Source organism: Yeguia hominis (assembly GCF_014384705.1).
Classification (GTDB): domain Bacteria; phylum Bacillota; class Clostridia; order Oscillospirales; family Acutalibacteraceae; genus Yeguia; species Yeguia hominis.
Window position 1 is genome coordinate 113458 of sequence record NZ_JACRSN010000001.1, and the last position, 23347, is coordinate 136804.

At 52.1% G+C, this 23347-nt stretch carries 19 protein-coding genes; 8 read left to right on the top strand and 11 right to left on the bottom strand.

The genetic code is table 11. The annotated features are described in order from the left end of the window. Window positions 1-34 precede the first annotated feature (34 nt). From IAG03_RS00520 to IAG03_RS00530, 3 genes are all read left to right on the top strand, one after another. Window positions 35-859 carry a fibronectin type III domain-containing protein gene (locus IAG03_RS00520; protein ID WP_249317705.1) on the top strand — a complete coding sequence of 275 codons (825 nt, stop codon included), beginning with the start codon at window positions 35-37 and terminating at the stop codon, window positions 857-859. Beyond that, window positions 801-2420 carry a fibronectin type III domain-containing protein gene (locus IAG03_RS00525; RefSeq protein WP_249317707.1) on the top strand — a complete coding sequence of 540 codons (1620 nt, stop codon included), beginning with the start codon at window positions 801-803 and terminating at the stop codon, window positions 2418-2420. The genes IAG03_RS00520 and IAG03_RS00525 overlap by 59 nt, the downstream gene beginning before the upstream one ends. Window positions 2421-2619: 199 nt before the next feature. Next, the gene (locus tag IAG03_RS00530) at window positions 2620-3096 is read left to right on the top strand and encodes a hypothetical protein (RefSeq protein ID WP_249317708.1); all 477 of its coding nucleotides are present in this window, start codon (window positions 2620-2622) and stop codon (window positions 3094-3096) included. Window positions 3097-3471: 375 nt separating this feature from the next. Here IAG03_RS00530 and IAG03_RS00535 read toward each other — a convergent pair whose 3' ends face one another. Then, window positions 3472-3744: a hypothetical protein gene (locus IAG03_RS00535; protein WP_249317710.1), complete on the bottom strand. Its 273-nt coding sequence runs from the start codon at window positions 3742-3744 to the stop codon at window positions 3472-3474. A 611-nt stretch (window positions 3745-4355) separates the two neighbouring features. Here IAG03_RS00535 and IAG03_RS00540 point away from each other — a divergent pair. From IAG03_RS00540 to IAG03_RS00560, 5 genes are all read left to right on the top strand, one after another. Next, complete coding sequence (locus IAG03_RS00540) at window positions 4356-5060, top strand: TetR/AcrR family transcriptional regulator (RefSeq protein ID WP_249317711.1); 705 nt, start codon at window positions 4356-4358, stop codon at window positions 5058-5060. Continuing rightward, window positions 5057-7159, top strand: coding sequence for an InlB B-repeat-containing protein (locus tag IAG03_RS00545; RefSeq protein WP_249317712.1), 2103 nt, complete (start codon window positions 5057-5059; stop codon window positions 7157-7159). The genes IAG03_RS00540 and IAG03_RS00545 overlap by 4 nt, the downstream gene beginning before the upstream one ends. 376 nt (window positions 7160-7535) lie before the next feature. Next, the gene (locus IAG03_RS00550) at window positions 7536-8942 is read left to right on the top strand and encodes an NAD(P)/FAD-dependent oxidoreductase (RefSeq protein WP_249317713.1); all 1407 of its coding nucleotides are present in this window, start codon (window positions 7536-7538) and stop codon (window positions 8940-8942) included. A gap of 212 nt (window positions 8943-9154) precedes the next feature. After that, complete coding sequence (locus tag IAG03_RS00555) at window positions 9155-10198, top strand: NAD(P)-dependent alcohol dehydrogenase (RefSeq protein ID WP_249317714.1); 1044 nt, start codon at window positions 9155-9157, stop codon at window positions 10196-10198. Window positions 10199-10842: 644 nt separating this feature from the next. Next, window positions 10843-11262 (top strand): Hsp20/alpha crystallin family protein, encoded by a 420-nt coding sequence (locus tag IAG03_RS00560; RefSeq protein ID WP_249317715.1) that lies wholly within the window; start codon window positions 10843-10845, stop codon window positions 11260-11262. A 108-nt stretch (window positions 11263-11370) separates the two neighbouring features. Here the strand turns inward: IAG03_RS00560 and IAG03_RS00565 are convergent, their stop codons facing one another. The 10 genes from IAG03_RS00565 to smc all read right to left on the bottom strand — a co-directional run bounded on the left by IAG03_RS00565 (window position 11371) and on the right by smc (window position 23344). Beyond that, window positions 11371-12669, bottom strand: a complete 1299-nt coding sequence (locus IAG03_RS00565) for a glycoside hydrolase family 10-like protein (RefSeq protein WP_249317716.1) — start codon at window positions 12667-12669, stop codon at window positions 11371-11373. A 538-nt stretch (window positions 12670-13207) separates the two neighbouring features. Continuing rightward, on the bottom strand, window positions 13208-13801 hold the full coding sequence (locus IAG03_RS00570) for a helix-turn-helix domain-containing protein (RefSeq protein ID WP_249317717.1): 594 nt from the start codon (window positions 13799-13801) through the stop codon (window positions 13208-13210). A 40-nt stretch (window positions 13802-13841) separates the two neighbouring features. Beyond that, entirely contained in the window at window positions 13842-16250 is a 2409-nt protein-coding gene (gene leuS, locus IAG03_RS00575) for a leucine--tRNA ligase (protein ID WP_249317718.1), read from the bottom strand. A gap of 42 nt (window positions 16251-16292) precedes the next feature. Then, window positions 16293-16646, bottom strand: a complete 354-nt coding sequence (gene rsfS, locus IAG03_RS00580) for a ribosome silencing factor (protein WP_249317719.1) — start codon at window positions 16644-16646, stop codon at window positions 16293-16295. A 24-nt stretch (window positions 16647-16670) separates the two neighbouring features. Next, entirely contained in the window at window positions 16671-17270 is a 600-nt protein-coding gene (gene yqeK / locus IAG03_RS00585) for a bis(5'-nucleosyl)-tetraphosphatase (symmetrical) YqeK (RefSeq protein ID WP_249317720.1), read from the bottom strand. A 2-nt stretch (window positions 17271-17272) separates the two neighbouring features. Next, window positions 17273-17884 carry a nicotinate (nicotinamide) nucleotide adenylyltransferase gene (nadD, locus tag IAG03_RS00590; RefSeq protein ID WP_249317721.1) on the bottom strand — a complete coding sequence of 204 codons (612 nt, stop codon included), beginning with the start codon at window positions 17882-17884 and terminating at the stop codon, window positions 17273-17275. 6 nt (window positions 17885-17890) lie between these two features. Then, the gene (locus tag IAG03_RS00595) at window positions 17891-18202 is read right to left on the bottom strand and encodes a YhbY family RNA-binding protein (protein WP_249317722.1); all 312 of its coding nucleotides are present in this window, start codon (window positions 18200-18202) and stop codon (window positions 17891-17893) included. Between the two features lie 15 nt (window positions 18203-18217). Continuing rightward, window positions 18218-18814: an RdgB/HAM1 family non-canonical purine NTP pyrophosphatase gene (rdgB, locus tag IAG03_RS00600; protein WP_249317723.1), complete on the bottom strand. Its 597-nt coding sequence runs from the start codon at window positions 18812-18814 to the stop codon at window positions 18218-18220. A gap of 1 nt (window position 18815) precedes the next feature. Then, window positions 18816-19733 carry a signal recognition particle-docking protein FtsY gene (gene ftsY, locus IAG03_RS00605; protein WP_249317724.1) on the bottom strand — a complete coding sequence of 306 codons (918 nt, stop codon included), beginning with the start codon at window positions 19731-19733 and terminating at the stop codon, window positions 18816-18818. Between the two features lie 35 nt (window positions 19734-19768). After that, entirely contained in the window at window positions 19769-23344 is a 3576-nt protein-coding gene (gene smc / locus IAG03_RS00610) for a chromosome segregation protein SMC (protein ID WP_249317725.1), read from the bottom strand. Between the last annotated feature and the right edge of the window lie 3 nt (window positions 23345-23347).

Consider the following 23347-nt stretch of genomic DNA (forward strand, 5'->3'; position numbering starts at 1 on the left):
TTTTCTTGCCAATTTTTGATCAAGGAGGAGAATTATGAAACGCTTTGTATCGGTCCTGCTCATACTCTTGCTGATGTCCGGGATTGGGCTGGAGGTGTTTGCCACCAGCGACGAACACGTACACACGCCGGGGAATTGGGAAACGCTGCAGGAACCTACCAGCGAAGCCGACGGCATTCAGCAAACGACCTGTACCACCTGCAACATGGTCTATACGGAGCCGCTGCACTTCTGGAATGCGGATTACACCATCGACCTGGAACCCTCCTATGAGGCGGACGGTTCCAAATCCATTCACTGCGCGGTCTGCGACGCCGTTTCGGAAGAAAGCCGCGTCAGCATTCCGGCTTTGACGCTTGGCGTTCCCGTGTTGTCTGCACAAATCGAAGATTTCAAAGAAATCCGTCTTTCCTGGAATCCGATCGCGGATGCAACCGGCTATCGGATTTACCGCCAGGACGGCGACGCTGCGCCTGCCCTGATTGCGACCTTGGAAAGCGGGGAACCCGGCGCCTATACCGACCCCGCCGTCGTTTACGGAACCGCCTACACCTATACGATCACTGCGGTTCGAAATGAGACGGAAAGCGCACAGAGCGCACCGGTCACAGCAGCCATCCTCCTGAATGCTCCGACTGTAAAAGTCAAAGCAGAGGCATATAAAAGTCCGGATCAACTGGAATGCCATCGAGGGCGCAGACGGGTATCTCGTCTACCGCAAGACGTCGGCCAACGGCAAGTGGAGCCGGATCGCAAAGCTCGCCAGCGCAGCGACAACCACCTGCACGGACAGCAAAAATGTGGTTCCCGGCTCGACTTACTACTACACCGTAAAAGCCTACCGGAATACAGCGGATAACAAAGAAGTCTATTCGCCCTACAATACGGCCGGCGTTTCCGTAAAGCCGATGCTCTCTACGCCGAAAGTCAAGATCTCTCCGTCCTATTCTAAACTCACAGTCTCCTGGGCCGCAGTTGACGGCGCCAGCGGATATTACATCTATCGTCATACCGGAAACGGAAAATGGAAGAAGTATGCCTCGGTCAACGCCTCCACGCTACGGTATGTTGACACGAAAGTCACCTACGGATCCACCTACTATTACACGGTTCGCGCCTATCGGACCGTCAGCAAGCAAAACATTCTGAGCGCTTATGATAAAACCGGCGTCAAAGGCCGCGTCTATCTCAGCACGCCGGTGCTCAAATCTGCCAAGGCAACTGCCTACAACAAAATCAAAATCACCTGGAGCGAAGTTGCCGGTGCAAAAGGCTATGATATCTACCGCAAACTGCCCGGAAAATCCTGGGCAAAATATGCAACCGTAAGCGGAAAGTCCACGGTCACCTATACCGACTCCAAAGCACCGACCGGAACCGCCTGCAGCTATACGGTTCGGGCATACGGCAAGGTCGCCGGAAAGACCGTCACCGGCGGTTATGATTCCAAGGGAAAGACCGCCACGGCAAATCTTTCGACTCCATCCCTGAAAAAAGTTTCTTCCGTCGACTACAACAAGCTCAAGGTTACCTGGAACCCTGTCGCAGGCGCGGAAGGGTATCTGATTTACCGGAAAACCGAAGGCGGCTCCTGGAGCAAAGTGAAGAAGGTCACCGGACAGTCGACTGCTTCCTATACCGATACGGTTCCGAAAACCGGAACAACCTATTTCTATACGGTAAAAGCGTATCGCACCGTCAGCAAAAAAGCAGTATACGGTCCTTATGACAAAACCGGCATTTCCGGAAAAGCAAGTCTCCCCAAGCCGAAGCTGAAGAGCGCGACATTCAGCACGGCATTCACTAGTGAAGAAAACATCAACTATTCGGTAATTGAGGTTAAATGGAGCAAGGTTTCCAGCGCAAAGGGATACGACGTCTATCGCCGTTCTTCCGAATCAAATGGAAAATGGCAGAAAATCGGCGTTGTCCGCGGCGTCAACAACTGTGTCTACAATGATTTCGATCTCACAGAAAATATCACTTATGAGTATACGGTGCGCGCTTACCGCAAAGTTGACGGCAAATATATCACGAGCGCACACAACTCTGCAACCGTTACCTGCCGTCGCCCGTACGTGCCGCAAGGCAGCCACTATCTGTCTTCGGATACAGTATCCCGCGCAACAAAAGTTTCGGTAGGCTTTAAAAATTCCTCCAAACGCACGATGCGGGTTTATTCCAAAGGCGCAGCTTTGTATGATTCTGAAACAGACGAATTCGATCGTTCTCTCAAGCTCTCCGCCGGTAAATCCTATGTGGACATCAAGCCGGGCCAAACCGTAACGCTTACCTTTGACATCGTAGGAGGCGCCACATGGTATGATGCTTACACCATCCTTGGCTTCTATTTCCGCGTGGACGGTGTCAAATATCTGATGCTGATGGACTCCTCCGAGTACGTTTATGTTTCTGTCTAATCTTTCTCACAAAATCACTCCATAACCGAAACATTCTCTCAAAAGCAGCCGGATGCAATCGTGTCCGGCTGCTTTTTGCCTTTTTTCGCGGTGTTTTTCGCGGACATTCCGTTATACTGAAAACGGCATCCGATCGAACGGCATTCGCACCCGGTATCGGACGTGCCGCTGATTCGGCTTTGAAAGGAGAAGTTTTAAAATGGAATGGCTTTCTGCGCTGCACCGCACACAATGCGGAGAAACCGCCTGTTTCGAGGCGCTTTACGCCGCGAAGGCGCCGTATGTTTATCTGCGTGCGCTGGATCAAACCGGCAGCCGTACGCTTGCAGCCGACGTAACAAAAGACGTCTTTCGTCAGCTCAAAAGCTTGCTCCCCAGACTGCATAACCGCTTGCTTCCCGAAGAACGATTTCACGGTCTTCTGCGGGATCTGACGGACTTTTCCTGCGCGACCCGCCTCGATCTCAAACAAGTGGCCGCTGCGCTGAAAACTGCCGAAGCGGTTGCGCCCGTCTCCATTCCGGCAATTGAGACCGAACTGCAAAAAAAGGCCGTTTTTCCTGCGCCGCCTAAGGCAAGATGTGTTCACCCGGACGTGCCGGCACGATCGCGCAAATTTTGGATTCGGCTCGCCGCCGGTATTCTGCCGGAATTGCTTTTGCTTTTGATTCTTTAACAAAAAGGACCGCCATTTTCATGACAAGCCGCATTGGGGCATCCATTTTTGTGGGCGGGTACATCGAACGGCAATCTGTGTCCTGGCGCCCTGCCCGGTTTTTCCTCTGCCCCACTTTATCTTTTGGTTCTCAGTTTTTAAGGAACGCACGACTCCGCAGGCACGACGTTTTTGAATTGTGCATCCAAAAGTCTTTTCCGTACCTTGCGATTGGCAACACAAAAACGCCATACAGAACATGAAATCCGTCAAAAAAGAACCGCTGCCAAATTCATGCAGCGGTTCTTTTTCTTCCGAAACAAAAGGATCTGCAAGAATACCTCTCACAGGTCCTTCAGTTCAGGTTGGATCTTACATTTTGTTTCATTTCAGCTCTTATTTGTTCTCGTCGACCGAACCATACAGGTTGAAGCGGAACAACAGGCTTGCATCTTCCGGATTTTCGCACTCAAGCTTGCCGCCAGAGAACTTTCCGCCTGCGATGATGTGATGAATTCCGATCATTCTGCACAGCTGCGATTTCATGTTGATGCGGTCGCCCTCATCCGTTACGAGAAAAACTTGTCCTTTGCAGTTATCAAGCGCTTTGATAAACTCGCCCAACTCGGCCTCACTCATGGTAACATTTACATTCGAACCCATTGCCATACCGTACCCCTCCATTTTCAATTTCTATATTTCCAACCTCTGGCATTATTATACGCAACATTTCCGTATTTGTCAAACAAAAACTCTGTATAAGAACTGTGCATATTGTTCTCCGGAATGGTGTATTTTATGAATTACATTTTCAAGAGTCCGAAAGAACTGTGCAGGTTTTTCCTTTTTTCGCCGCCTGTAATGGGGAATCCGCAAATGACGCACCTTGTTTTTTGTGAATATTGCAAGAAATTCACGGTTTTTATTTATGCAAACTCCATGGTTTTCAAATATCATTTTTCAAAATAAAACTGCGATCGTATGGTTTCTTTTTGGTCAAATTTTGTGTGGAAACGCTGTTTTCCCCCCATGGGAGCGTATCGCTCCTATCGTTTTCTTCATCTACCGCCAGAACCAGATCAAAATCATTGTACAGCATTCTTATTCGGTGAAGATTTCCTGTGCGTTAAACAAAAGAGATCAGGCTGATCTATCATTGCCTTATGGAGCGGCAAACTAAAAAATTCAGGCGGTGACAATTCTCCCCAAATCGTTTAACGCTTTGTACGAATTCATTTATAATTGGTATGCGTATTAGTTAGTAAAAGGATCCATAGTTTATGAGAAAAGACGGCATCGAAACCAAACGAAAAATTCTTACCGTTTGCGTTCGTCTGTTCCTGGAGCAGGGATATAAAGACACCACCATTACGCAAATCACAGAGGAAGCAGGGGTTACAAGAGGCAGCTTTCAAAACTTGTTCCCCACAAAAGACGCGGTTTTAATGGAACTTGTCGAAACCATGTTCGGCAGTCAGTTTGACGCGGCAAGAGCCATCGCAGATAACCGTCTCTCGCCGGTTTATGCCTATGCAGTGGAAACGGCGATCCAGCTGACGCTCACGGAGCTGAACGAAAAGCTGCGGGAAATCTATATTGAAGCCTATACCCTGCCGGATACGGCAGAATATATCTATCTGCACACGACAGCGGAATTAAAGCAAATCTTCAGTCCTAACTTTCCTGAATATTCAGAGAGTGATTTTTACGAAATGGAGGTCGGCTCGGCAGGACTGATGCGCAGCTATATGGCGAGAAAATGCGATATTCATTTCCCGCTTGACCACAAACTCAGCCGTTTTCTGACGGCAGCCATGCGGATATATAAAGTACCGGAAGAAGAACAAGAAAAGGTGCTCTGCTTTGTTGCAGCACTGGATATAAAAAGCATCGCCACTGCGGTTATGCAAAAACTTTTCGCAATGTTGGAAATGAAATTCGATTTCAAGCTGTCGAAGGACGGCGAAACGGAGGCAACAAGATGAAAAAGCGATTTTTAAGCATCCTGCTCACCCTGTGTCTGGTACTCTGCCTTGCACCGATCACGGTCTTTGCTGAAGGCGAAACGGAAGCAGCGCCCGGATGCAGTTGTGAAACGGCATGCACTGCAGAGGCTAGAAACACAGACTGCCCCGTCTGCGGCGCAGATGGCGCTTTGGCGGAAAACTGCGGAAAATACACCGAACCGGAAACAGAGGGCGAATCGCCCAAGCCGGAAGAAGCGAACCCCCAGGAGAAGCCGGAGGGAGGTATGCCGGAAGCACACTCCAAGGCAGTCCCGGTACTGATGAGCGGCGAAACAGAAATCAGAAGTGAGTCGGAACTGGAGTCAGCACTCGATGATGAAACCCGAGCAGAAATCAAACTGGGCGGAAATATTGAGATTAGCGGCGGTTTTATCATCTCACGCGCCGTAACCCTGGATCTGAATGGGTATACTCTGACAAGCAGTGGAACGGAGTTTGACATATTCAGCGTGCATGATAACGGAAATCTGACGATAAAGGACAGCGGAACCGGCGGTAAAATCGACGGCCAGAATAAAAACTGCGGCTTCAGTATCTACGGCGGTGTCCTGACCTTAGAAAGCGGCACCATCATAAACTGCACAGATGCTGACGGTGACGGCGGTGCGGTGGATATCGCATCCGGGAGTTCCGAGGGAGTCAAAACGTACGGCAAATTTGTGATGAACGGCGGTGCTATCAAAAATTGCACAGCCGGTGATGACGGCGGTGCGGTGGATATCGGAAAGGGCTGCACCTTTATGATGAATGGCGGCACCATCAGCGGCTGCAGAGCCGATGATGACGCTGGTGCAGTATTTATAAAACAAAAGGCGTCCTTTGTGATGAACGGTGGAACGATCGAGAATTGTTCCGCCTTCTGCGGCGGTGCGGTAAACATATACAGAGACGGCAGTTTCGCCATGACCGGCGGCACCATTAAGGACTGCACTGTAGATGCGGGCGGATTTGGCAATGCAGTATACGGTAAACATGACGAGGCAATCGTTGTCATTTCCGGCGGTGCAATCGAAAACTGCGGTGTATCTCCATTGTCTTTTGACGCATTCACCGTATCTTTCGATTCCGACGGCGGAACCCCTGTTGCGGATCAGCAGGTACTGAATGCACCTGCTGTCAGGCCGGATGACCCCGCAAAGCCCGGCTACCTCTTTGAGGACTGGTATATTGGTGAAACACCATTTGATTTTTCCGTATCTGTCAATAAAAATACGATGGTGATGGCTAAGTGGTCGGCGTGCGACCATGCCGGCAGCACCGCGCAGCCCACTTGCACGGATTCGGCGCTCTGCACGATATGCAACGGAACAATCCCCGCAAAGGGCCACGCGCTTACTTGGCAGAGCAAAAATGGAGCGTGCTGGCAGACATGCAGCAATTGCGACTTTGAAACAGCCAAAAAAGCCATTCCCGAAATCACAATCCTTGGTTCTGACAAGGTCTGCCGCACACAGGATTACGAATTCACCTTCACGCTGCCGGAGGGCTGCAAAAATCCGACCTACGGTTACGAGTTTTTACATCTCGGTGACAGCGGGATTTCCCCCACTTTCACAAACGGTGTGTACAGCGGCACGGTTACAACAGCCTCCTACTATGACGCAACGGACTTCAAGGTAACCGTCTATGCGGAAACAGCGGACGGTTTTCCGATCCGTGCAGAAAAGGCCGTGGCCATTTTAAACGAACACACCGGCGGCACAGCGACCTGTAAGAAGAAACCCAAATGTGCGGTTTGCGGTGCGGAATACGGCGAATTAAACCCTGACCATCACACCGGCCTGAAGCATTTCCCGGCAAAAGCCGCGACCAAAAATGCCGAGGGCAATATCGAATATTGGTACTGTGCCGACTGCAACACGTATTACAGCGATGCTGCAGCAAGGGATGAAATTTCCAAAGCAGACACCATAATAAAAAAACTGGCGGATGACAGGAAAACGCCGCAGACCGGTGACAGCAACAACCTTATGCTATGGTTTGCGCTGCTCGTTGTCAGCGGCGGCGCTGTGATCGGCGCAACCGTAACGCGCAGAAAGAAAACGTACAACCGATAAATAAAATCTTCCGGCAGTGCACTGTGCCGGAGCAGCGCACTGCCTGTGGAGTAAAAAAGCACATTCTGAAACCGTTCTGAATGCCAGAGCCGGTACACGCCTACATCAAATTGATTGCGAAGGAAACTTTCCGCTGATTGGATGTATCGTGTACCGGCTCGTTTGCCCTTCTGCCGCTTCGTTCACAGGACACTTTCCGATGGATCCCCGTAGACAAAACAAGGCAGTTTTGCAATCCGCCTTGTTTTTCCAGGCGCATATGCTTGACTTTTTTCGCAAAGTGTGGCATGATGGTTAGCCGGAAATCCACTTGTTCCCAAGCAACTGTCAAACGGTACACACAAAACGCATTTATGTCTCGGAAAGGAGAACTCGCATGCATACAGATTTGATTATTGTCGGAGCCGGCCCGGCCGGAATTTTCACCGCCCTGGAACTCATTCGAAACGGCAGCAAAAAAAAGATTGTCCTGATCGAAAAAGGCGAGCCGATCGAAAAACGGCACTGCCCCAAGGTCACCACCAAGCACTGTGTCAATTGTAAGCCGAATTGCCACATCACAACCGGTTTTTCCGGTGCAGGCGCGTTTTCTGACGGAAAACTTTCCCTGAGCTACGAGGTCGGCGGCGATCTTCCCTCTCTGATCGGCGAACTGCGCGCACAGGAACTGATCGAATATACGGATCGGATCTATCTCGAATTCGGCGCGGACGAGCATATTGAGGGAATCGGGAATACAGAAAAGGTGAAAGATATTCGGAAACGTGCAATCCAGGCCGGACTCAAACTTGTCGATTGCCCGATCCGGCATCTCGGCACCGAAAAAGCACAGGAGATTTATCTGCGCATTGAGCAGTATCTCCGTGATCACGGCGTCGAGATGTACTTTGGCTATCACTGCACCTCGCTCATCATTGAGGACGGCGTCTGTAAGGGCGTCTGCGCAGAGCCTTCCAACCCTGCCAAAACTGCGCTGGAAGTGTTTGCCGACCATGTCGTCGTGGCAACAGGGCGGCGCGGCGCAGACTGGCTGGAAAAGCTGTGCGAGGAACACGACATCGCACATAAACCCGGCACGGTTGATATCGGTGTCCGCATTGAAGTGCGCAACGAGGTCATGGAAGACGTCAACAACGTCCTCTATGAATCCAAGCTGATCGGATATCCGAAACCGTTTAAAAATAAGGTGCGCACATTTTGTCAAAACCCGGGCGGTTTTGTCAGCCAGGAAAACTACGACAACAATCTGGCGGTTGTCAACGGCCACTCCTACAAGGAGCTTAAATCCAACAACACCAACCTGGCCATTCTCTGTTCCCATAACTTTAATGAGCCGTTCAATCAGCCGATTGCCTACGCGCAGAAAATCGGAGAGCTGACCAATATGCTCGGCGCAGGGCATATTCTCGTGCAGCGCTACGGCGACATTTTGGATGGAAAGCGCACCTGGGCCAAAGAGCTCTCCATGTCCAACGTGAAGCCGTCCTTGCCGGATGCAGTTGCAGGCGACATCACGGCGGCGATGCCGTATCGCGCGATGATGAACATCATCAATTTCATTCAAGCCGTGGATCATGTGGTTCCGGGATTTGCCAGCACAGAGACGCTGCTCTATTCTCCGGAACTAAAATTCTACAGCAATAAGGTCAAAATGGATGCCGATCTTTCGACGAGCATTCGCGGCCTGCATTGCCTCGGCGATTCAAGCGGCTGGACGCGCGGACTGATGATGGCTTCCGTGATGGGCGTTCTGATGGGACAAAAGCTTTCTGAGGAAGTATAACGGGCCACGCGCTCTGCTTCCGGCACAACTCCGCATTCGGAGCCGTGCCGGAAGCTTTTTCTTTTGAAAAGGCACATAGATTTCATTTAAGTAAATTTTAATCAAAAATTTTATATGCAGATAGATTGAAATATTGCTGAAAATCCAGTAAAATGTAGATATTCTTTGCAATCTGTACAAAACCCGGAACGATAGAAAAAGGAGCATCTGCAATGAAAGGAACCATGAAAGTCTGTGTCTTAACCGGAAAACAAACGCTCGAATGGGTTGAACGCGAAATTCCGCAGCCGGCAAAAGGCGAACTGCAAATCAAGCTGGAATATGTCGGGGTCTGCGGCTCTGATCTGCACTTTTATCAGGAAGGCCGCCTGGCAAACTGGACGCTCGACGGGCCGCTCGCATTGGGACATGAACCCGGCGGTGTCGTCAGCGCCATCGGGGAAGGCGTTGAAGGGTTTGCAATCGGCGATAAGGTCTCCATTGAACCTGCTGTGCCGTGCGGCCAATGTGAAAACTGCCGCAGCGGACACTACAACCTCTGTCCCGATATTAAAATGCTGGCGATTCCGCACGAACGGGATGGCGTCAACGCCGAATACTGCGTGCACGATGCCTCCATGTGTTATAAACTCCCCGAAAATATGACGACGCTGGAAGGCGCCATGATCGAACCGCTGACAGTCGGGTTTCACGGCACGGAACTTTCCGACGCCAAGCTGGGAGAATCTGCGGTCATTCTGGGCGCAGGCTGCATTGGGCTGTGCACGCTTCTGTGCCTTAAAGCGCGCGGTGTGTCGGAGATCTATGTTGCTGATGTCATGGACAAGCGTCTCGAAAAAGCCAAAGCGCTCGGTGCAGCCAGAGTCTTTAACAGCCATCGGGAGGACATCGAGGCGTTTGTCAAAACGCTTCCGGGCAGCGGAGTCGACCAGGTTTATGAATGTGCCGGCAATCGCGCGACAACGCTTCAAACCGCTAGACTGATCAAGCGCGCAGGAAAAATCACCTTGACCGGCGTTTCTCCGGAGCCGGTTCTGGAGTTAGATTTGGCTGCTCTGAATGCAATGGAGGGCACGATCTATTCGGTGTACCGGTATCGGAATTTGTGGCCAAAGGCCATTGCAGCCGTTTCCTCGGGGATTCTGCCCTTAAAAGAAATCGTGTCCCATGTCTTCCCGTTTTCAGACTGCATTCGCGCAATTGAATACAGCCTTCATCACAAAGATGAAGTCATCAAGGCGGTCATAAAAATGTAAATACCGTGGAGCGCAGGTGCTTTGCACGCTGCCCGGTTTTTTGTTTTCGAAATCGGACCGTTGCCCTGCTTTTTTAATTCTTCTAATTTTATCTGTTTCCATTTTGCTTCTCCTTTTTGCGCCCGGAAATCCGGTCTCGCAGAAGGGAGAAGCTTTTTAGTTGGAGGCTCTTTTATTCAGATTCGTGCAAAACATGCATTCCGGTTTACAAAATAAATTCCGTGTGATTCTGTGATATCGTTTGTATGCGAAGAAAATCGCCGCTTGCGGCAGCTAGCATCTCCTTTTGCGCCGGTAATTTCGCTCTTGGTGAATTTTATTACAGCCGGTTGTCCGGTAGATTGGAACGCTGGGCCGCATGCACATCTTTGGCGGGTGCGGACGGTTCTTTGCGATATCGCTGTTGGCTATGGCTGCTTTTGAATTAGCACTCTATATATAAGAGTGCTAACAATTTACAATTTGGTCATATTTTATATGAGATTTTGTTACAAATGCAGCATAGAATAAAGGCATAGAAAAAAGAAAAGGAGGCGATCCCCAATGGGTAGGAACACAGAGCCGTCCAGCGGGGCTGCCAATCATTCCAAAGAATAAAACGAAATCTTAAAAGCAAAGAACCGGATTCACAAGGAGGTATCTTTATGTTTGAACTTACACCATTTGGACGCAGAAATCATGATTTGTTCCGCGATTTTGAAAATAACTTTTTTGGTGACCACTTTATGAGCGCCAATTCCTTCTGTACCGATATTAAAGACAAAGGCGACAAATATGTTTTGGAAGCCGATTTGCCGGGGTTCGATAAAGAAGATATCAAGGTAGATATCCACGATCACTACCTGACCATTTCGGCAGAACACAACGAGTGCACCGACGAAAAAGACAAAGACGGCAACTACATCCGCCGCGAACGGTCTTACGGATCCTTCAGCAGAAGCTTCCAGATTACGGACGTCAAGACTGATGCGATTGAGGCTTCTTACAAACATGGCGTTTTGAAACTGGTGATGCCGAAAAAAGACGCGGTTGCACCGACTTCGAGACGTCTTGAAATCCAGTAATCCATTCGATCTGCACGCTATGTGCAGATCCGTTCCAAAAACAGCCCGGCAGAAACTTCCGCCGGGCTGTTTTTCTGCAATTTTTCCTGCAAAAGGCGTTTTCTGCCGCTATTGCAAGACCTTCATGACATTGGCGACCTCCTGCTCGGTTTGTTCTTTTTCTAAATATTCCCAGGAATAAAACAGAAAGCCGTCGCATTCCGCTTTTCTTCCCAAGAGGACCTGCTGGCTCAAAATATCATCGGACTCTTGCCAGCTGCCGTCATCTGCATCCGATCCCGCTTTATAAACCGCAAGTCCGACGTAAAGCTTTGTGTTCGTATTTTTTACAAGCGCCCGCCAAGCATCCAAGGTATCGGCGTACGGCAGCGCCTGATTCTGCAGGCTGACATACATCTGCGGACAAAGATAGTCGACATATCCGGAAATCGCGCCCCAGGTAGAAACATCTGCCGCCATTCCCAAATCATTCTGCAGGTTTCCTTGCGGAGAAATTCCGAATACGACATCCGGATTTGCGTTTTTAATCGCCGCATAAACTGATGCGACCAGAGAATTGATGTTGGAGATCCGCCATTCCGAGAGAGAAAGCGATTCTCCGCTGCTTTTTGCAGCCGTCACATAGGCTGCATAGGCGGTCTCATCAAAAGAAGCATCCTGCGTCGGATAGAAATAATCATCAAACTGAATCCCATCCACCGCATAATTGGCAGCGATTTCCGCTGCGCCGTCCGCAATATACTGCCGCACTTCCGCATAAGCAGGGTTCATGTAGAGGCCGGTGTCCGTCTCCACGGTCCAATCCGCCTGATCCGGGCTCTGTTTCCATAGGCTGGCCGGATTGTTCTCTGCAAGCGCTGCCGGCGTCGCACTCGTCCGAACCCGAAGCGGATTTATCCAGGCATGCAGCTGCATCCCGGCCGTGTGGCTCAGTTCCACCATAATGGCCAGCGGATCATATCCCGGATCTTTCCCCTGCGTTCCCGTCAGGATATGCGACCAGGGATACCGCTCGGAAGGATACAGTGCGTCCGAAAACGGGCGCACCTGTACAATCAGCGCGTTCATCCCCTTTTCTTTTGCCACCGCAACAATATTGGTAAACTTTTCGCGGAATGCCGACTCACTCTGGTCCTCCCCCATCGTCAAACTCATAAACGGCACCCAGACGCCGCGCAATTCTTCCCCATTCTGTTCCGGCTCAGGAGACCGCGATGGAGGTGCGGTTTTCGGCGTGGGTTCTGCTGCAGAAGACTCTGTGCTCTGCGGCGGCGCTTCCTGTTCCGCCTTGTGCACAGCCATGGTGATCCCGATTGCCGCAACCAACAAAACAATGGCCAAAACCCGGTACTGATGCAGCAACCGCCGCAGATGTTTTCCCGCGAGATAGGACTTTTTTTCATCCAAAATTCCCCGCTCCTTTCCTTCCCGTCTTTCTGAGGTTTGTCCTGCTTCATGTATATGCAGGAGCCTAAAAAAGATACCGGCCGGAGAAGCGTGTTTTGAACCGTTCGCAATCTGGGAACTGCCTATGCCGAACTGCAACGGATTTTCCGAATTGACTCAAACGGATTTCAAAAAAATAAAAACAACCGCAACATACATAGATTTCAGCCTGGAATTTGGAATACGAATTTTTAAAAAATGCCCGGCTATAAACGGCAATCCGCACGTCTCAGCCGAGCAAAACTGCGCCCATTCTGCGCTAACCCCTTTGCCGACAGCAATCTTGCCATTTCTCTCAAAACGGCTTGCAACTGTCCGAGATGGATGTCCGTGTGATTTGCGGGCTTTGAAACGCAGCCGGACTGGTTTCTGCCAAGACCAAACGAGCCAAACACGCCGGAAAGGCACGGTCAGGCACACCCGCCCCTGCAAACCCGCAGGCATTCAAAACACCCATCACAAAAAGCACGCCGCAGAAGATTTCTGCGGCGCGCTGGTCTTATGAATGATATTCTGCTTTCTCGCCCGGTTCCTTTAAAACGACTGCAATAAAGACGCACTCTTCGCCGTCCGTTGCAATCATGCCGTGCTTTCTGCCGGAATCGTAATAGATGGAATCGCCTTCGTGGAGGACCTCAAGGTGCCCATCCAATTCGACCATCAAGCTGCCCTTTAGGATATAGTCAAATTCCTGGCCTTTATGCGTCGAGAGATGAATCGGCTGATTCTGTTCCGCTTCGAGATACGGCGCCGTCACGACAAACGGCTCCGCGAGCTTGTTTTTGAAGCGATACCCAAGGTGCTCATACAGGAATCCAGCACGGCGGCTGATATCCAGCCCCTCTCCTTTTCGGACGACCGAGTAAAACGAGAGGTGCGGATTTTCACCTGTGAGCAGCTCGGTAATGTCCACACCGAAAAGATCTGCGCATTTGTACAAAAACGTAAAATTAAAATCCGTTTTTGCATTTTCGCAGTTGAGATACTCTTCCTCCGATACGCCGACCGCTGTTGCGACCTCCGCCGGCGTCATATCCATCATTTCGCGCAACCCGCGAATCCGCTCCGCAATTTCTGCCACACGTGTTTCCATGCTATAAGACCTGCCTTTCAAATGTAAATTGGCCGCACGTTTATTTTACGACCAGATTAACCAGTTTTCCGGGAACATAGATTTCCTTGACCGTCTGTTTCCCTTCGATCGCTGCTGCGATCTTTCCGTCTGCTTTTGCCGCTGCAATCGCATCCGCTGCCTGAATATCTGCTGCGAGATTCAGCCGCGCACGCAGTTTTCCGTTGACCTGAACCGCAATTTCGACCGTATCTTCCCGACAGAGCGCCTCTTCATACTGCGGCCAGGGCTGCAGAGAAGCAAATCCGGTTCCCAGCGCATTCGCCTCCCAGACCTCTTCCGCCACATGCGGCGCAAACGGGCAAAGAAGCAACGTGAAAATTCGAAGTTCTTCCCGCGTGATCGCCCCGGTATTTGAAACCGTATTGATTAAAGACATCAGCGCCGCGATGGCGGTGTTGTATTTAAGCGTTTCAATGTCTTCCGTAACTTTTTTGATGGCTTTATGGAACGCGCCTTCGACTTCCTTTCGGACAGTTTCCTGCGGAACCAGAATGTTCTGTAAATTCCAGTAGCGCTCGATAAACCGGCGGCAGCCCTTGATTCCGGCGCTGCTCCACGGTGCAGCCTTTTCAAAGTCGCCGATAAACATCTCGTAAAGACGCATGGTATCTGCGCCGTATTCCGAAACAATCGCATCCGGATTGACCACGTTTCCGCGCGATTTGCTCATTTTCTCCCCGTTTTCGCCCAAAATCATGCCGTGGCTTGTGCGCTTGGCATACGGTTCCGGCGTCGGCACCACACCGATATCATAGAGGAACTTGTGCCAGAAACGGCTATACAGCAAGTGGAGCGTGGTGTGTTCCATACCGCCGTTGTACCAATCGACCGGCGTCCAGTAATCCAGCGCTTCTTTGCCGGCAAGCGCCTCGCTGTTGTGCGGATCCATATAGCGCAGGAAATACCAGGAAGAGCCTGCCCACTGCGGCATTGTATCGGTCTCACGCATTGCCGGTTTTCCGCAAACCGGGCAGGTTGTCTGAACCCAATCGGTCATCTTCGCAAGCGGAGACTCCCCGGTATCCGTCGGCTCATAGCTTTCCACATCCGGCAGAACAAGCGGAAGTTCGCTTTCCGGAAGCGGCACATATCCGCAGGTTTCGCACTTTACAATCGGGATTGGTTCTCCCCAATAGCGCTGGCGGGAAAAGACCCAGTCGCGCAGTTTAAAGTTCACCTTTGCGCGGCCAATGCCCTTTTCGGTGAGGTAGGACGTAATTTTCTCTTTGGCTTCCTCGACGCACAGACCGTTTAAGATGCCGGAGTTGACCAGAATTCCGGTTCCGCAATCGGTAAACGGCGCCTCTTCCACATTGCCGCCCTGCACGACCTCGATAATCGGCAGAGAGAATTTCTTGGCAAATTCCCAGTCGCGCGTATCGTGTGCCGGAACTGCCATAATCGCACCGGTTCCGTAGGAAACCAGAACATAATCGGAAATAAAAATCGGGACCTCTTTACCCGTAAGCGGGTGCAGAACCGAAACGCCCTCAATTCGGATGCCGGTCTTATCGTGCGCGACTTCAGTCCGTTCAAAATCTGATTTTTTGGAAGCTTCCGTCTGATAGGCGCGAATCTCATCCAGATTGGAAATCCGGTCTGCCCATTTTTCGATAAACGGATGCTCCGGCGACATGACCATATACGTGACGCCATAGAGCGTATCCGGGCGCGTTGTGTAGACGGTCAGCAGGTCTCCTGCCGTTGTCGGGAAGTCAACCTCCGCGCCAGTGGACCGGCCGATCCAGTTGCGCTGCTGGGTTTTGACCCGATCCGGATAATCGACCAGATCAAGGTCATCGAGCAGCCGCTGGGCATATTCTGTGATTTTCAGCATCCACTGGGATTTTACCCGGCGCACCACTTCGCTGCCGCAGCGCTCACATACGCCGCCGACAACCTCTTCATTTGCAAGGACGCATTTGCAGGAGGTACACCAGTTGACTGCCATTTCCTTTTTGTAGGCCAGATGATGTTTAAACAGCTGGATAAAAATCCACTGCGTCCATTTATAGTAAGACGGGTCGGTCGTATTGATCTCGCGCGACCAGTCAAACGAAAGGCCGAGAGACTGCAGCTGCTGCTTAAAGCGGGCAATGTTTTTCTCCGTCACGCTTGCCGGATGCACATGGTTTTTGATCGCATAATTTTCCGTCGGAAGTCCGAACGCATCCCAGCCCATCGGGAACAGGACGTTATATCCCTGCATTCTGCGTTTCCGGCTGACAATATCAAGCGCCGTATAAGAACGCGGATGTCCGACATGCAGTCCTTGTCCGGAAGGATAGGGAAACTCCACCAGCGTATAATACTTCGGTTTTGACGAGGTGTTGGAAGCATGGAACGCACCCTGCGCTTCCCATTTTTCCTGCCACTTTTTTTCGATCTTCTGATGTTCGTACTTCACGGGAATTCCTCCTCAATATGATCGCAGAAAGCCGCCTGCGCTTTAAGATTCTGTGTTTTCCACCGGGATCGGCTCTCCGTTTTGCCAGAGACGATCCAAATCATAAAATTCACGCGACTGCCGCGTGAACACATGCACGACGACCTCGCCGTAATCCAGTAAAATCCAGGAGTTGGAGCGATAGCCTTCTACATGATGCGGCCGAACGCCCGCTTCTCCGAGCCGAAACTCCACTTCATCGGCAAGCGCCTTGACGTGCGTACCGCTTGTTCCGGTCGCAATCACGAAGTAATCTCCCAGCACGGAGACGTCCCGAATTCCAAGAATTCGAACCTGTTCGCCTTTTTTTGTATCTAAAACCTGCGCCGCCAGCTGCGCAGTCTCAAAAGCTGTCATATATTTTGGCCGCCTTTCTTAAAGTTAAATCCCAACGGGTCCGTTTGCTTCTCTGCCGTTTGCCTCCAGAAGCAGGCTGTTGAACGCATCCACCGTATCCGGATGGATCACCTGCCGCTTTTTCGCAAGTTCCTGCATCGTAAATGCAATGCCCTCCAGCATCGCTTCCCGAAGGCTCTTCTCAGCAAGCTGCCGCATTGTATCGACGCCGGGATAGGTCCGATCCGCGGAAATGAAATCCGCTGTAAAAACCACTCGTTCCAGAAGGCTCATGCCCGCCCGGCCTGTCGTATGATAGCGGACCGCCAGAAAAATATCCGGATCCGCAATCTGCAGTTCCTGCCGGAGATATTCCGCTCCGGCCATTGCGTGCCACAATTTCGGAGAAGCACGTTCCACGGACGTTAACATTATAGCAAACCGATCCATAAATTTCAACTGCTGATCCTGCGGCGTGTCTTTGAGAATATCGTGCAGAATTCCGGCGAGCTCCGCCTTTTTGGGATCTGCGCCGTATTGTATCGCCAGCGTCTTGGCCGATTCCGCCACGCAGAGAGAATGGGTGTATCGGTAATCCCCCAAATGGGTCCGAATGATGGCTTTATAGGTTTCGATGGATTCCATTTTCAGGCCTCCTGTGCACGGTAAAGCCCGTGTGTCTCAATATACGCTGCAACGGCTTCCGGCACAAGCGCCCGGATAGATTTTCGGGCGCGAACTGCTTCCCGCACCATGGTCGACGATACCGGAAGATATGCAATCTCCTTTAAAAAGCACTGGGCGCCCAAAGCGGCAAGCGTCTTTTCATAAGCCGCCAAATTTGCAAGGCCCTCCCGGCTCCGCGGAGCTGCACAAATCTTCGCATACCGAAAAATCCGCTGCGGATCATACCACTTTGCCAGCGACAAAAACATATCTTCCCCCATCAGGAGAAACAGCTCGTCCTGCGGATTTTCCCGGTGCAGCGCTTCCAGTGTATCCGCCGTATAGCTGGCGCCTCCGCGCCGGATTTCCATCTCGGAAACCTCAACGGGAAACGCCTCATTTGCCACTGCAAGACGACACATCGCAAGCCGGTCCTCTGGAGACGCCAGCGCCTTCCCGCTTTTGTGCGGCGGCGTATGGGACGGCATCAAAATGATCCGGTCAAACTGCATGGCTTCTGCAAAACTGCGCATCAAGTGCAGGTGCGCGTTGTGAATCGGGTTAAACGTCCCGCCATAAACCGCAATGCGCATTGCGCCTCAGCTCCTTGTTTTCCGGACTTTGGGCAGTGTAATTTTCGGTTCCTTCTCGTTTCTCCGGTAAAGGACAAATTTGCTTCCGATCACCTGTACGACCTCCGAACTGGTCAGGCCGGCAATTTCTTCCGCCGCTTCCCGCGCCGAAAGCGGAGAGGTTTCCAGCACTTTTCCTTTGATGATCTCACGTGCCGTCAGGGCGTCGTCCGCCTGTTTGACAATATCTTCGCTCATACCGGACTTCCCCACCATCAGGATGGTGTCAATCGGATTTGCGAGTGCGCGCAAATATGCGCGTTGTTTACTGGTCAGCATAGGGGCTTCCTCCATTTATTGTTTGTTGTTTTCCTGAGCCGATTTCCAGGCTCTGAGCGCCACCGAAAACCGGCGCAGCGCCTTACCGCGGTGGCTGACGGCATCCTTTTCGGCGTCCGTCATTTCCGCATACGTTTTTTCTCCGCAAAGGAACACCGGATCATATCCAAATCCGCCGTCCCCTGCCGGTGCAAATGCAATTTTTCCCGGGCATTCGCCTTCCGCCGTAATGGTTGTGCCATCCGGAAACACACAGCAAATCGAACTGACAAATTTTGCCCCTCTTGCGTGTTCCGGGACATCCTGCATCTGAGAAAGCAGTTTTTGAATCCGATCGGCATCCGTCGCGTTTTCTCCGGCGTAGCGTGCAGAATATACGCCCGGCGCACCATTTAGCGCATCGACCATCAGGCCGGAATCGTCCGCAACCGCCGGCATTCCGGTTTCCCGGCACGCAGACTGTGCTTTTAAAAATGCATTTTCAGCAAAGGTCGTCCCGGTTTCTTCAGCCTCTGTCAATTCGGCCGTTACGGCGTCAATTCCCAAAGGACGCAGAATCCGCTGCAGTTCTGCAAGCTTGTGCGCATTGTGCGTGGCAATCACAAAGGTCATCTCAAAGCCCCTCCCGGTCAAACAGTGCGCGGACAAATTCTTCTGCATGGAACGGCTGCAAATCGTCCACCTGTTCCCCCACACCGATAAATTTCACCGGAATTTGCAGATCTTCCCGGATTGCGATCACCACACCGCCTTTGGCGGTCCCGTCGAGTTTGGTCAGCACAATTCCGGTTATGCCCGCCGCATTCCGGAATTCCCGCGCCTGATGCACGGCGTTCTGTCCGGTCGTCGCGTCGAGAACAAGCAGAATTTCCTTATCGCTGCCCGGCAATTCCCGGTCGATAATTCTGCCGATTTTGGATAATTCATCCATCAGGTTTTTCTTGTTGTGCAGCCGGCCCGCGGTGTCGCAGATCACAAGATCCGCTCCGCGCGCTTTTGCCGCCGCAATTGCATCAAAGACAACCGCCGCCGGATCGCTGCCCTCTGCATGTTTGACAATTTCCGCGCCGGACCGTTCCGCCCAGACTTCCAGCTGCTCAATTGCCGCCGCACGGAAGGTGTCCGCAGCGCCCAAAATCACTTTCTTGCCCTGCCGCCGGTACATGGCGGCCAGCTTTCCGATTGTCGTTGTCTTGCCGACGCCGTTGACGCCGATCACAAGAATCACAGAGGGTTTGGTCGAGAGGTGCATCTCCTCTCCGCCCGAAAGCATTCCGGCAACAATTTCTTCCATCATTCCTGTGATGACCTGCGGATCCTTAACGCCCTCCGCCTTCACACGCTGACGGAGCGCATCGCAGATTCTCCCTGCCGTATTGACGCCGACGTCTCCCAGCACCAAAAGCTCCTCAAGTTCCTCGAACAGGTCCTCATCGATCGTCTGAAACGAGCTGAGCATACTGGAAATCTGTCCGCTGATGCTGTCTCTTGTTTTTTTCAGTCCGTTTTTGATTTTTTCAAAAAAGCCCATCTTTTTTCTCCTTCCTTCGCCGTATGGTTGGATGTTCAGGTTTCTTTGATTCCCAAAGCCGATTCGACCTCATATGGATGGAGTTCGAGGAGCTTTGACATGCCTTCATTCTGCATCGTGACACCGTAAAGCACATCCGCTTCCTCCATGGTTCCGCGCCGGTGTGTAATAGCGATGCACTGGGTATTCTGATTCATTCTGCGCAGATAATTGGCAAAACGCGTAACATTGACTTCGTCGAGCGCCGCCTCGATTTCATCCAGCAAACAGAACGGCGGCGGATTGACCTTCATAATCGCGAAATAAATGGAAATGGCAACGAGTGCTTTTTCTCCGCCGGAAAGCAGTTCCAGATTCGTGACAATCTTTCCGGGCGGCTGCACGGCAATATTGATGCCGGAATTGAGGACATCCTCCGGGTCGCTCAGGGAAAGCGAGGCTGTCCCGCCGCCAAACAGTTCTTTGAAAATTTCTGTAAAGTTCCCATTGATTTTCTCGAACCGCTCCAGAAAAATATCCCGCATTTTTCCCATCAGGGAATGGATCAGCCGACGCAGTTCATCGCGGGATTTTTCCACATCCGAAATCTGATCGGTCATAAAGGCGTACCGTTCGGAAACCTCCTTGTATTCTTCGACCGCCGCAAGATTCACGGAGCCCAAGCCTTTGATTTTTGACTTCAGTTCTGCAAGCCGCTTTTTGGCTGCCGAAACCTGCTCAACCGGTTTTGCGACCGCTTCCGCTTCCCGGCGCGTCAGTTCATATTCTTCCCAAAGCTTTGTAATAATAGAATCGTATTCATTCTGCAGGTTGACCCGACGTTCTTCCAGCCGGGCAAGTTCGTGTCCGACCGTTTCGCGCTGATTGGTCTTTTCCCGCTCTTCCGCGCGCATGTTCGACGCCGCAGTTTCCAAAACCACACGTTCCTGGCCTGCCGTCTCGGATTCAGCCCGCAGCGACTGTGCCGATTCCCGCAGTGACTGCGCCGATTCCCGCAGCGACTGCGCCTGCATTCGCAGTTGTTCCGACCGCGCCTCCAACTCGGCAATCTGCGCTTCCTGTGCGCGGCGGCGGCCTTCGCTGTCGGCTTTTCTGCGGCGAAGTTCTTCTGCTGCAGCCTGAAAGGATGCTGCGTCTTTTTCCGCCTCCAAAGCCGCCATGCGGATTTCCTGTAAATGCTCTGAAAGCTCCGTGCATCTGCGGGCAAGGTCCTCTCTTCCGACATTCATCGCGTCCACTTCCGCCTGCGCGGAGGCAAGTTCCTCCTGCAATGCAGAAATCGTGGTTTCGGCTTCCGTCTTCCCGCGCAAAAGCGCCTGTGTCCGTACGTCGGCCGCTTCGCTTTCTGTTTGCAGGGATTTTAAACTTTCTTCCGCCGAAACACGCTCTGCTTCCACCCGTTTTCGCTCGGTTTCCAGCTTGAATTTTTCGTCCTGCGCCGCATAAAATGTTCCTTTCGCGGCAGAGAGCGCCGCTTCCTCCGAGGCAACCTCCTGCCCTGCGGCATGCAGATCATCGAGTGCCTGTTTCGCCTGTTCCCGCAGCATGGCCGCTTTTTCTTTGATCCGTTCAATTTCCGCCGTGCGGCTTAAAAGGCCGGCATTTTTCTGCATGGAACCGCCCGTCATGGAGCCGCCCGCATTGACAACCTGCCCGTCAAGCGTGACGATCCGGAACCGGTAGCGGAACCGGCGCGCAATGGCAACCGCACTGTCAAGATCTTCCGCAACCGCGATCCGGCCAAGCAGAGAATCGCGGACCTCGCGGTATCGTTCCTCACAGCTGCACAGCGCATTGGCCATTCCGACAAAACCCGGGCAATCCGCAAGCCCGTTTTCCTCAAGTGTTTTTCCACGGATTACGGAAAGCGGCAGAAACGTGGCACGGCCGGCATTTCGGCCCTTGAGCAGTGCAATGGCACGTTTGGCGTCCTCTTCTGTATGGACGACAATGTTCTGCATTGCCGCGCCGAGCGCCGTTTCAATGGCCGCCGCATATTCGGACGGAACGGTGAGAATTCTGGAAACCGGCCCGCAAATTCCGCGCAGTGCACCGTGTGAAGCCTCTCGCATCACCGTTTTGACGCTCTGCTGAAATCCCTCCATATTTTTTTCCAGATCTTCCAGCAGTTTGGCGCGCCGCTCCTGTTCCCGCGCATCCAATTCCGCGCGGTCGCTGCGCTTTTTGGCTTCCTCCGCACGCGTTTTCCGGGACTGCAAACGCATCTCGTGTCCCTTGATCGCGTTGGAAGCCGCTGCAATCTGTGTTTGTGCCGTTTCAATTTGCGCCTGATAATAGTCGAGCGCTTTTTCTGCATCCTCGCGGCGTTCGTTCCAAGTCCGTTTTGCCGCGTCGATATCCGAAAGCCGGCGTCTGATTTCCTCGAGCGACGACTCCGCTGACCCGACTGCAATCCGGGCTTCGGAAAGCGATGCAGTGATGGACGCAATCCGCAGTGCTACTGCGTCGGCCTTTCCGGAGGACTCATCCATTCCGCGCCGGAGGGTTTCCAGCTTTTCCGTATAGGCTACGTACTCTTTATTTTTTTGCGCCGCAAGCGCCCGTTTCTCCTGTTCCGCGGTTTCTTTTTGCGCAAGCTCTGCGTCCATATCCGTCTCGGAAGCATACGACTGCGCCAGTTCTCCTTTGATGCGCTCCACGCTTTCCGCATTGTGATGAAGATCGTTCTCCACGACAGAGGCCTCGCCGTCCCGCTGGGCTGCAAGCGCTTCCTGCTTTGCCGCCTCAGCATGCAGTTCGTCAATTCGCGACGAGCAGGCGTTCATTTTCTGGTAGCAGGCCTCCATTTCTTCTTCGAAAGCCGCAAGGACTTCTCCGATTTCATCGTACTGCCCCTGGGCAACACTGATTTTATCCGCCTGTTCCCGAAGCACCGTTCCGGATCGGTTCAGTGTTTCCAGCCACAGTCCGATCTCCAACGTCCGTTTTTCTTCGGAATATTCCAAAAACTGCTGCGCCTTTTCGGACTGAATCCGCAACGGCTCAATCCGGCCCTCCAATTCCGAAACAATATCGCGCAGACGCAGAAGGTTTTCTTCCGCTTTTTCCAGCCGCCGTTCGGATTCCTCCTTGCGGTAGCGATATCGGGAAATTCCAGCCGCTTCGTCAAAAATTTCTCTGCGTTCCTCCGAACGCGCCGCGACGATGCTGTCAATTTTTCCCTGTCCGACCATAGAATATCCATCGCGCCCGAGACCGGTATCCATGAACAGTTCATGGATATCCCGCAGACGGACCGATGCCTTGTTAATCAGATACTCGCTCTCCCCGGAGCGATAATACCGCCGGGAAACCGCAACGGTATCTGCATCAAACGGCAGCTCCCGTCCGGTATTGTCGATGGTCAGCGTGACTTCCGCATAGCCGAGCGGCTTCCGCGCCGGAGAACCGCCAAAAATGACATCCTCCATTTTAGAACACCGCAGTGTGCGGGCAGACTGTTCGCCGAGCACCCAGCGGATCGCATCACTGATATTGCTTTTTCCACTTCCGTTCGGCCCGACAACCGCCGTAATCCCGCGCTCAAAATGCAGAACGGTTTTATCGGGAAACGTCTTAAACCCCTGCATCACAAGGGATTTCAGCAGCATAGC

Coding starts and splice junctions, on each gene's coding strand:
- IAG03_RS00535 (WP_249317710.1), bottom strand. CDS start 3,744: ATGGCAATGGGTTCGAATGTAAATGTTACCATGAGTGAGGCCGAGTTG.
- rsfS (WP_249317719.1), bottom strand. CDS start 16,646: ATGACAGCTTTTGAGACTGCGCAGCTGGCGGCGCAGGTTTTAGATACA.
- IAG03_RS00520 (WP_249317705.1), top strand. CDS start 35: ATGAAACGCTTTGTATCGGTCCTGCTCATACTCTTGCTGATGTCCGGG.
- IAG03_RS00545 (WP_249317712.1), top strand. CDS start 5,057: ATGAAAAAGCGATTTTTAAGCATCCTGCTCACCCTGTGTCTGGTACTC.
- IAG03_RS00595 (WP_249317722.1), bottom strand. CDS start 18,202: ATGCTGACCAGTAAACAACGCGCATATTTGCGCGCACTCGCAAATCCG.
- IAG03_RS00570 (WP_249317717.1), bottom strand. CDS start 13,801: ATGGAAACACGTGTGGCAGAAATTGCGGAGCGGATTCGCGGGTTGCGC.
- IAG03_RS00560 (WP_249317715.1), top strand. CDS start 10,843: ATGTTTGAACTTACACCATTTGGACGCAGAAATCATGATTTGTTCCGC.
- nadD (WP_249317721.1), bottom strand. CDS start 17,884: ATGCGCATTGCGGTTTATGGCGGGACGTTTAACCCGATTCACAACGCG.
- ftsY (WP_249317724.1), bottom strand. CDS start 19,733: ATGGGCTTTTTTGAAAAAATCAAAAACGGACTGAAAAAAACAAGAGAC.
- IAG03_RS00555 (WP_249317714.1), top strand. CDS start 9,155: ATGAAAGGAACCATGAAAGTCTGTGTCTTAACCGGAAAACAAACGCTC.
- IAG03_RS00530 (WP_249317708.1), top strand. CDS start 2,620: ATGGAATGGCTTTCTGCGCTGCACCGCACACAATGCGGAGAAACCGCC.
- IAG03_RS00550 (WP_249317713.1), top strand. CDS start 7,536: ATGCATACAGATTTGATTATTGTCGGAGCCGGCCCGGCCGGAATTTTC.
- rdgB (WP_249317723.1), bottom strand. CDS start 18,814: ATGACCTTTGTGATTGCCACGCACAATGCGCACAAGCTTGCAGAACTG.
- yqeK (WP_249317720.1), bottom strand. CDS start 17,270: ATGGAATCCATCGAAACCTATAAAGCCATCATTCGGACCCATTTGGGG.
- smc (WP_249317725.1), bottom strand. CDS start 23,344: ATGCTGCTGAAATCCCTTGTGATGCAGGGGTTTAAGACGTTTCCCGAT.
- IAG03_RS00540 (WP_249317711.1), top strand. CDS start 4,356: ATGAGAAAAGACGGCATCGAAACCAAACGAAAAATTCTTACCGTTTGC.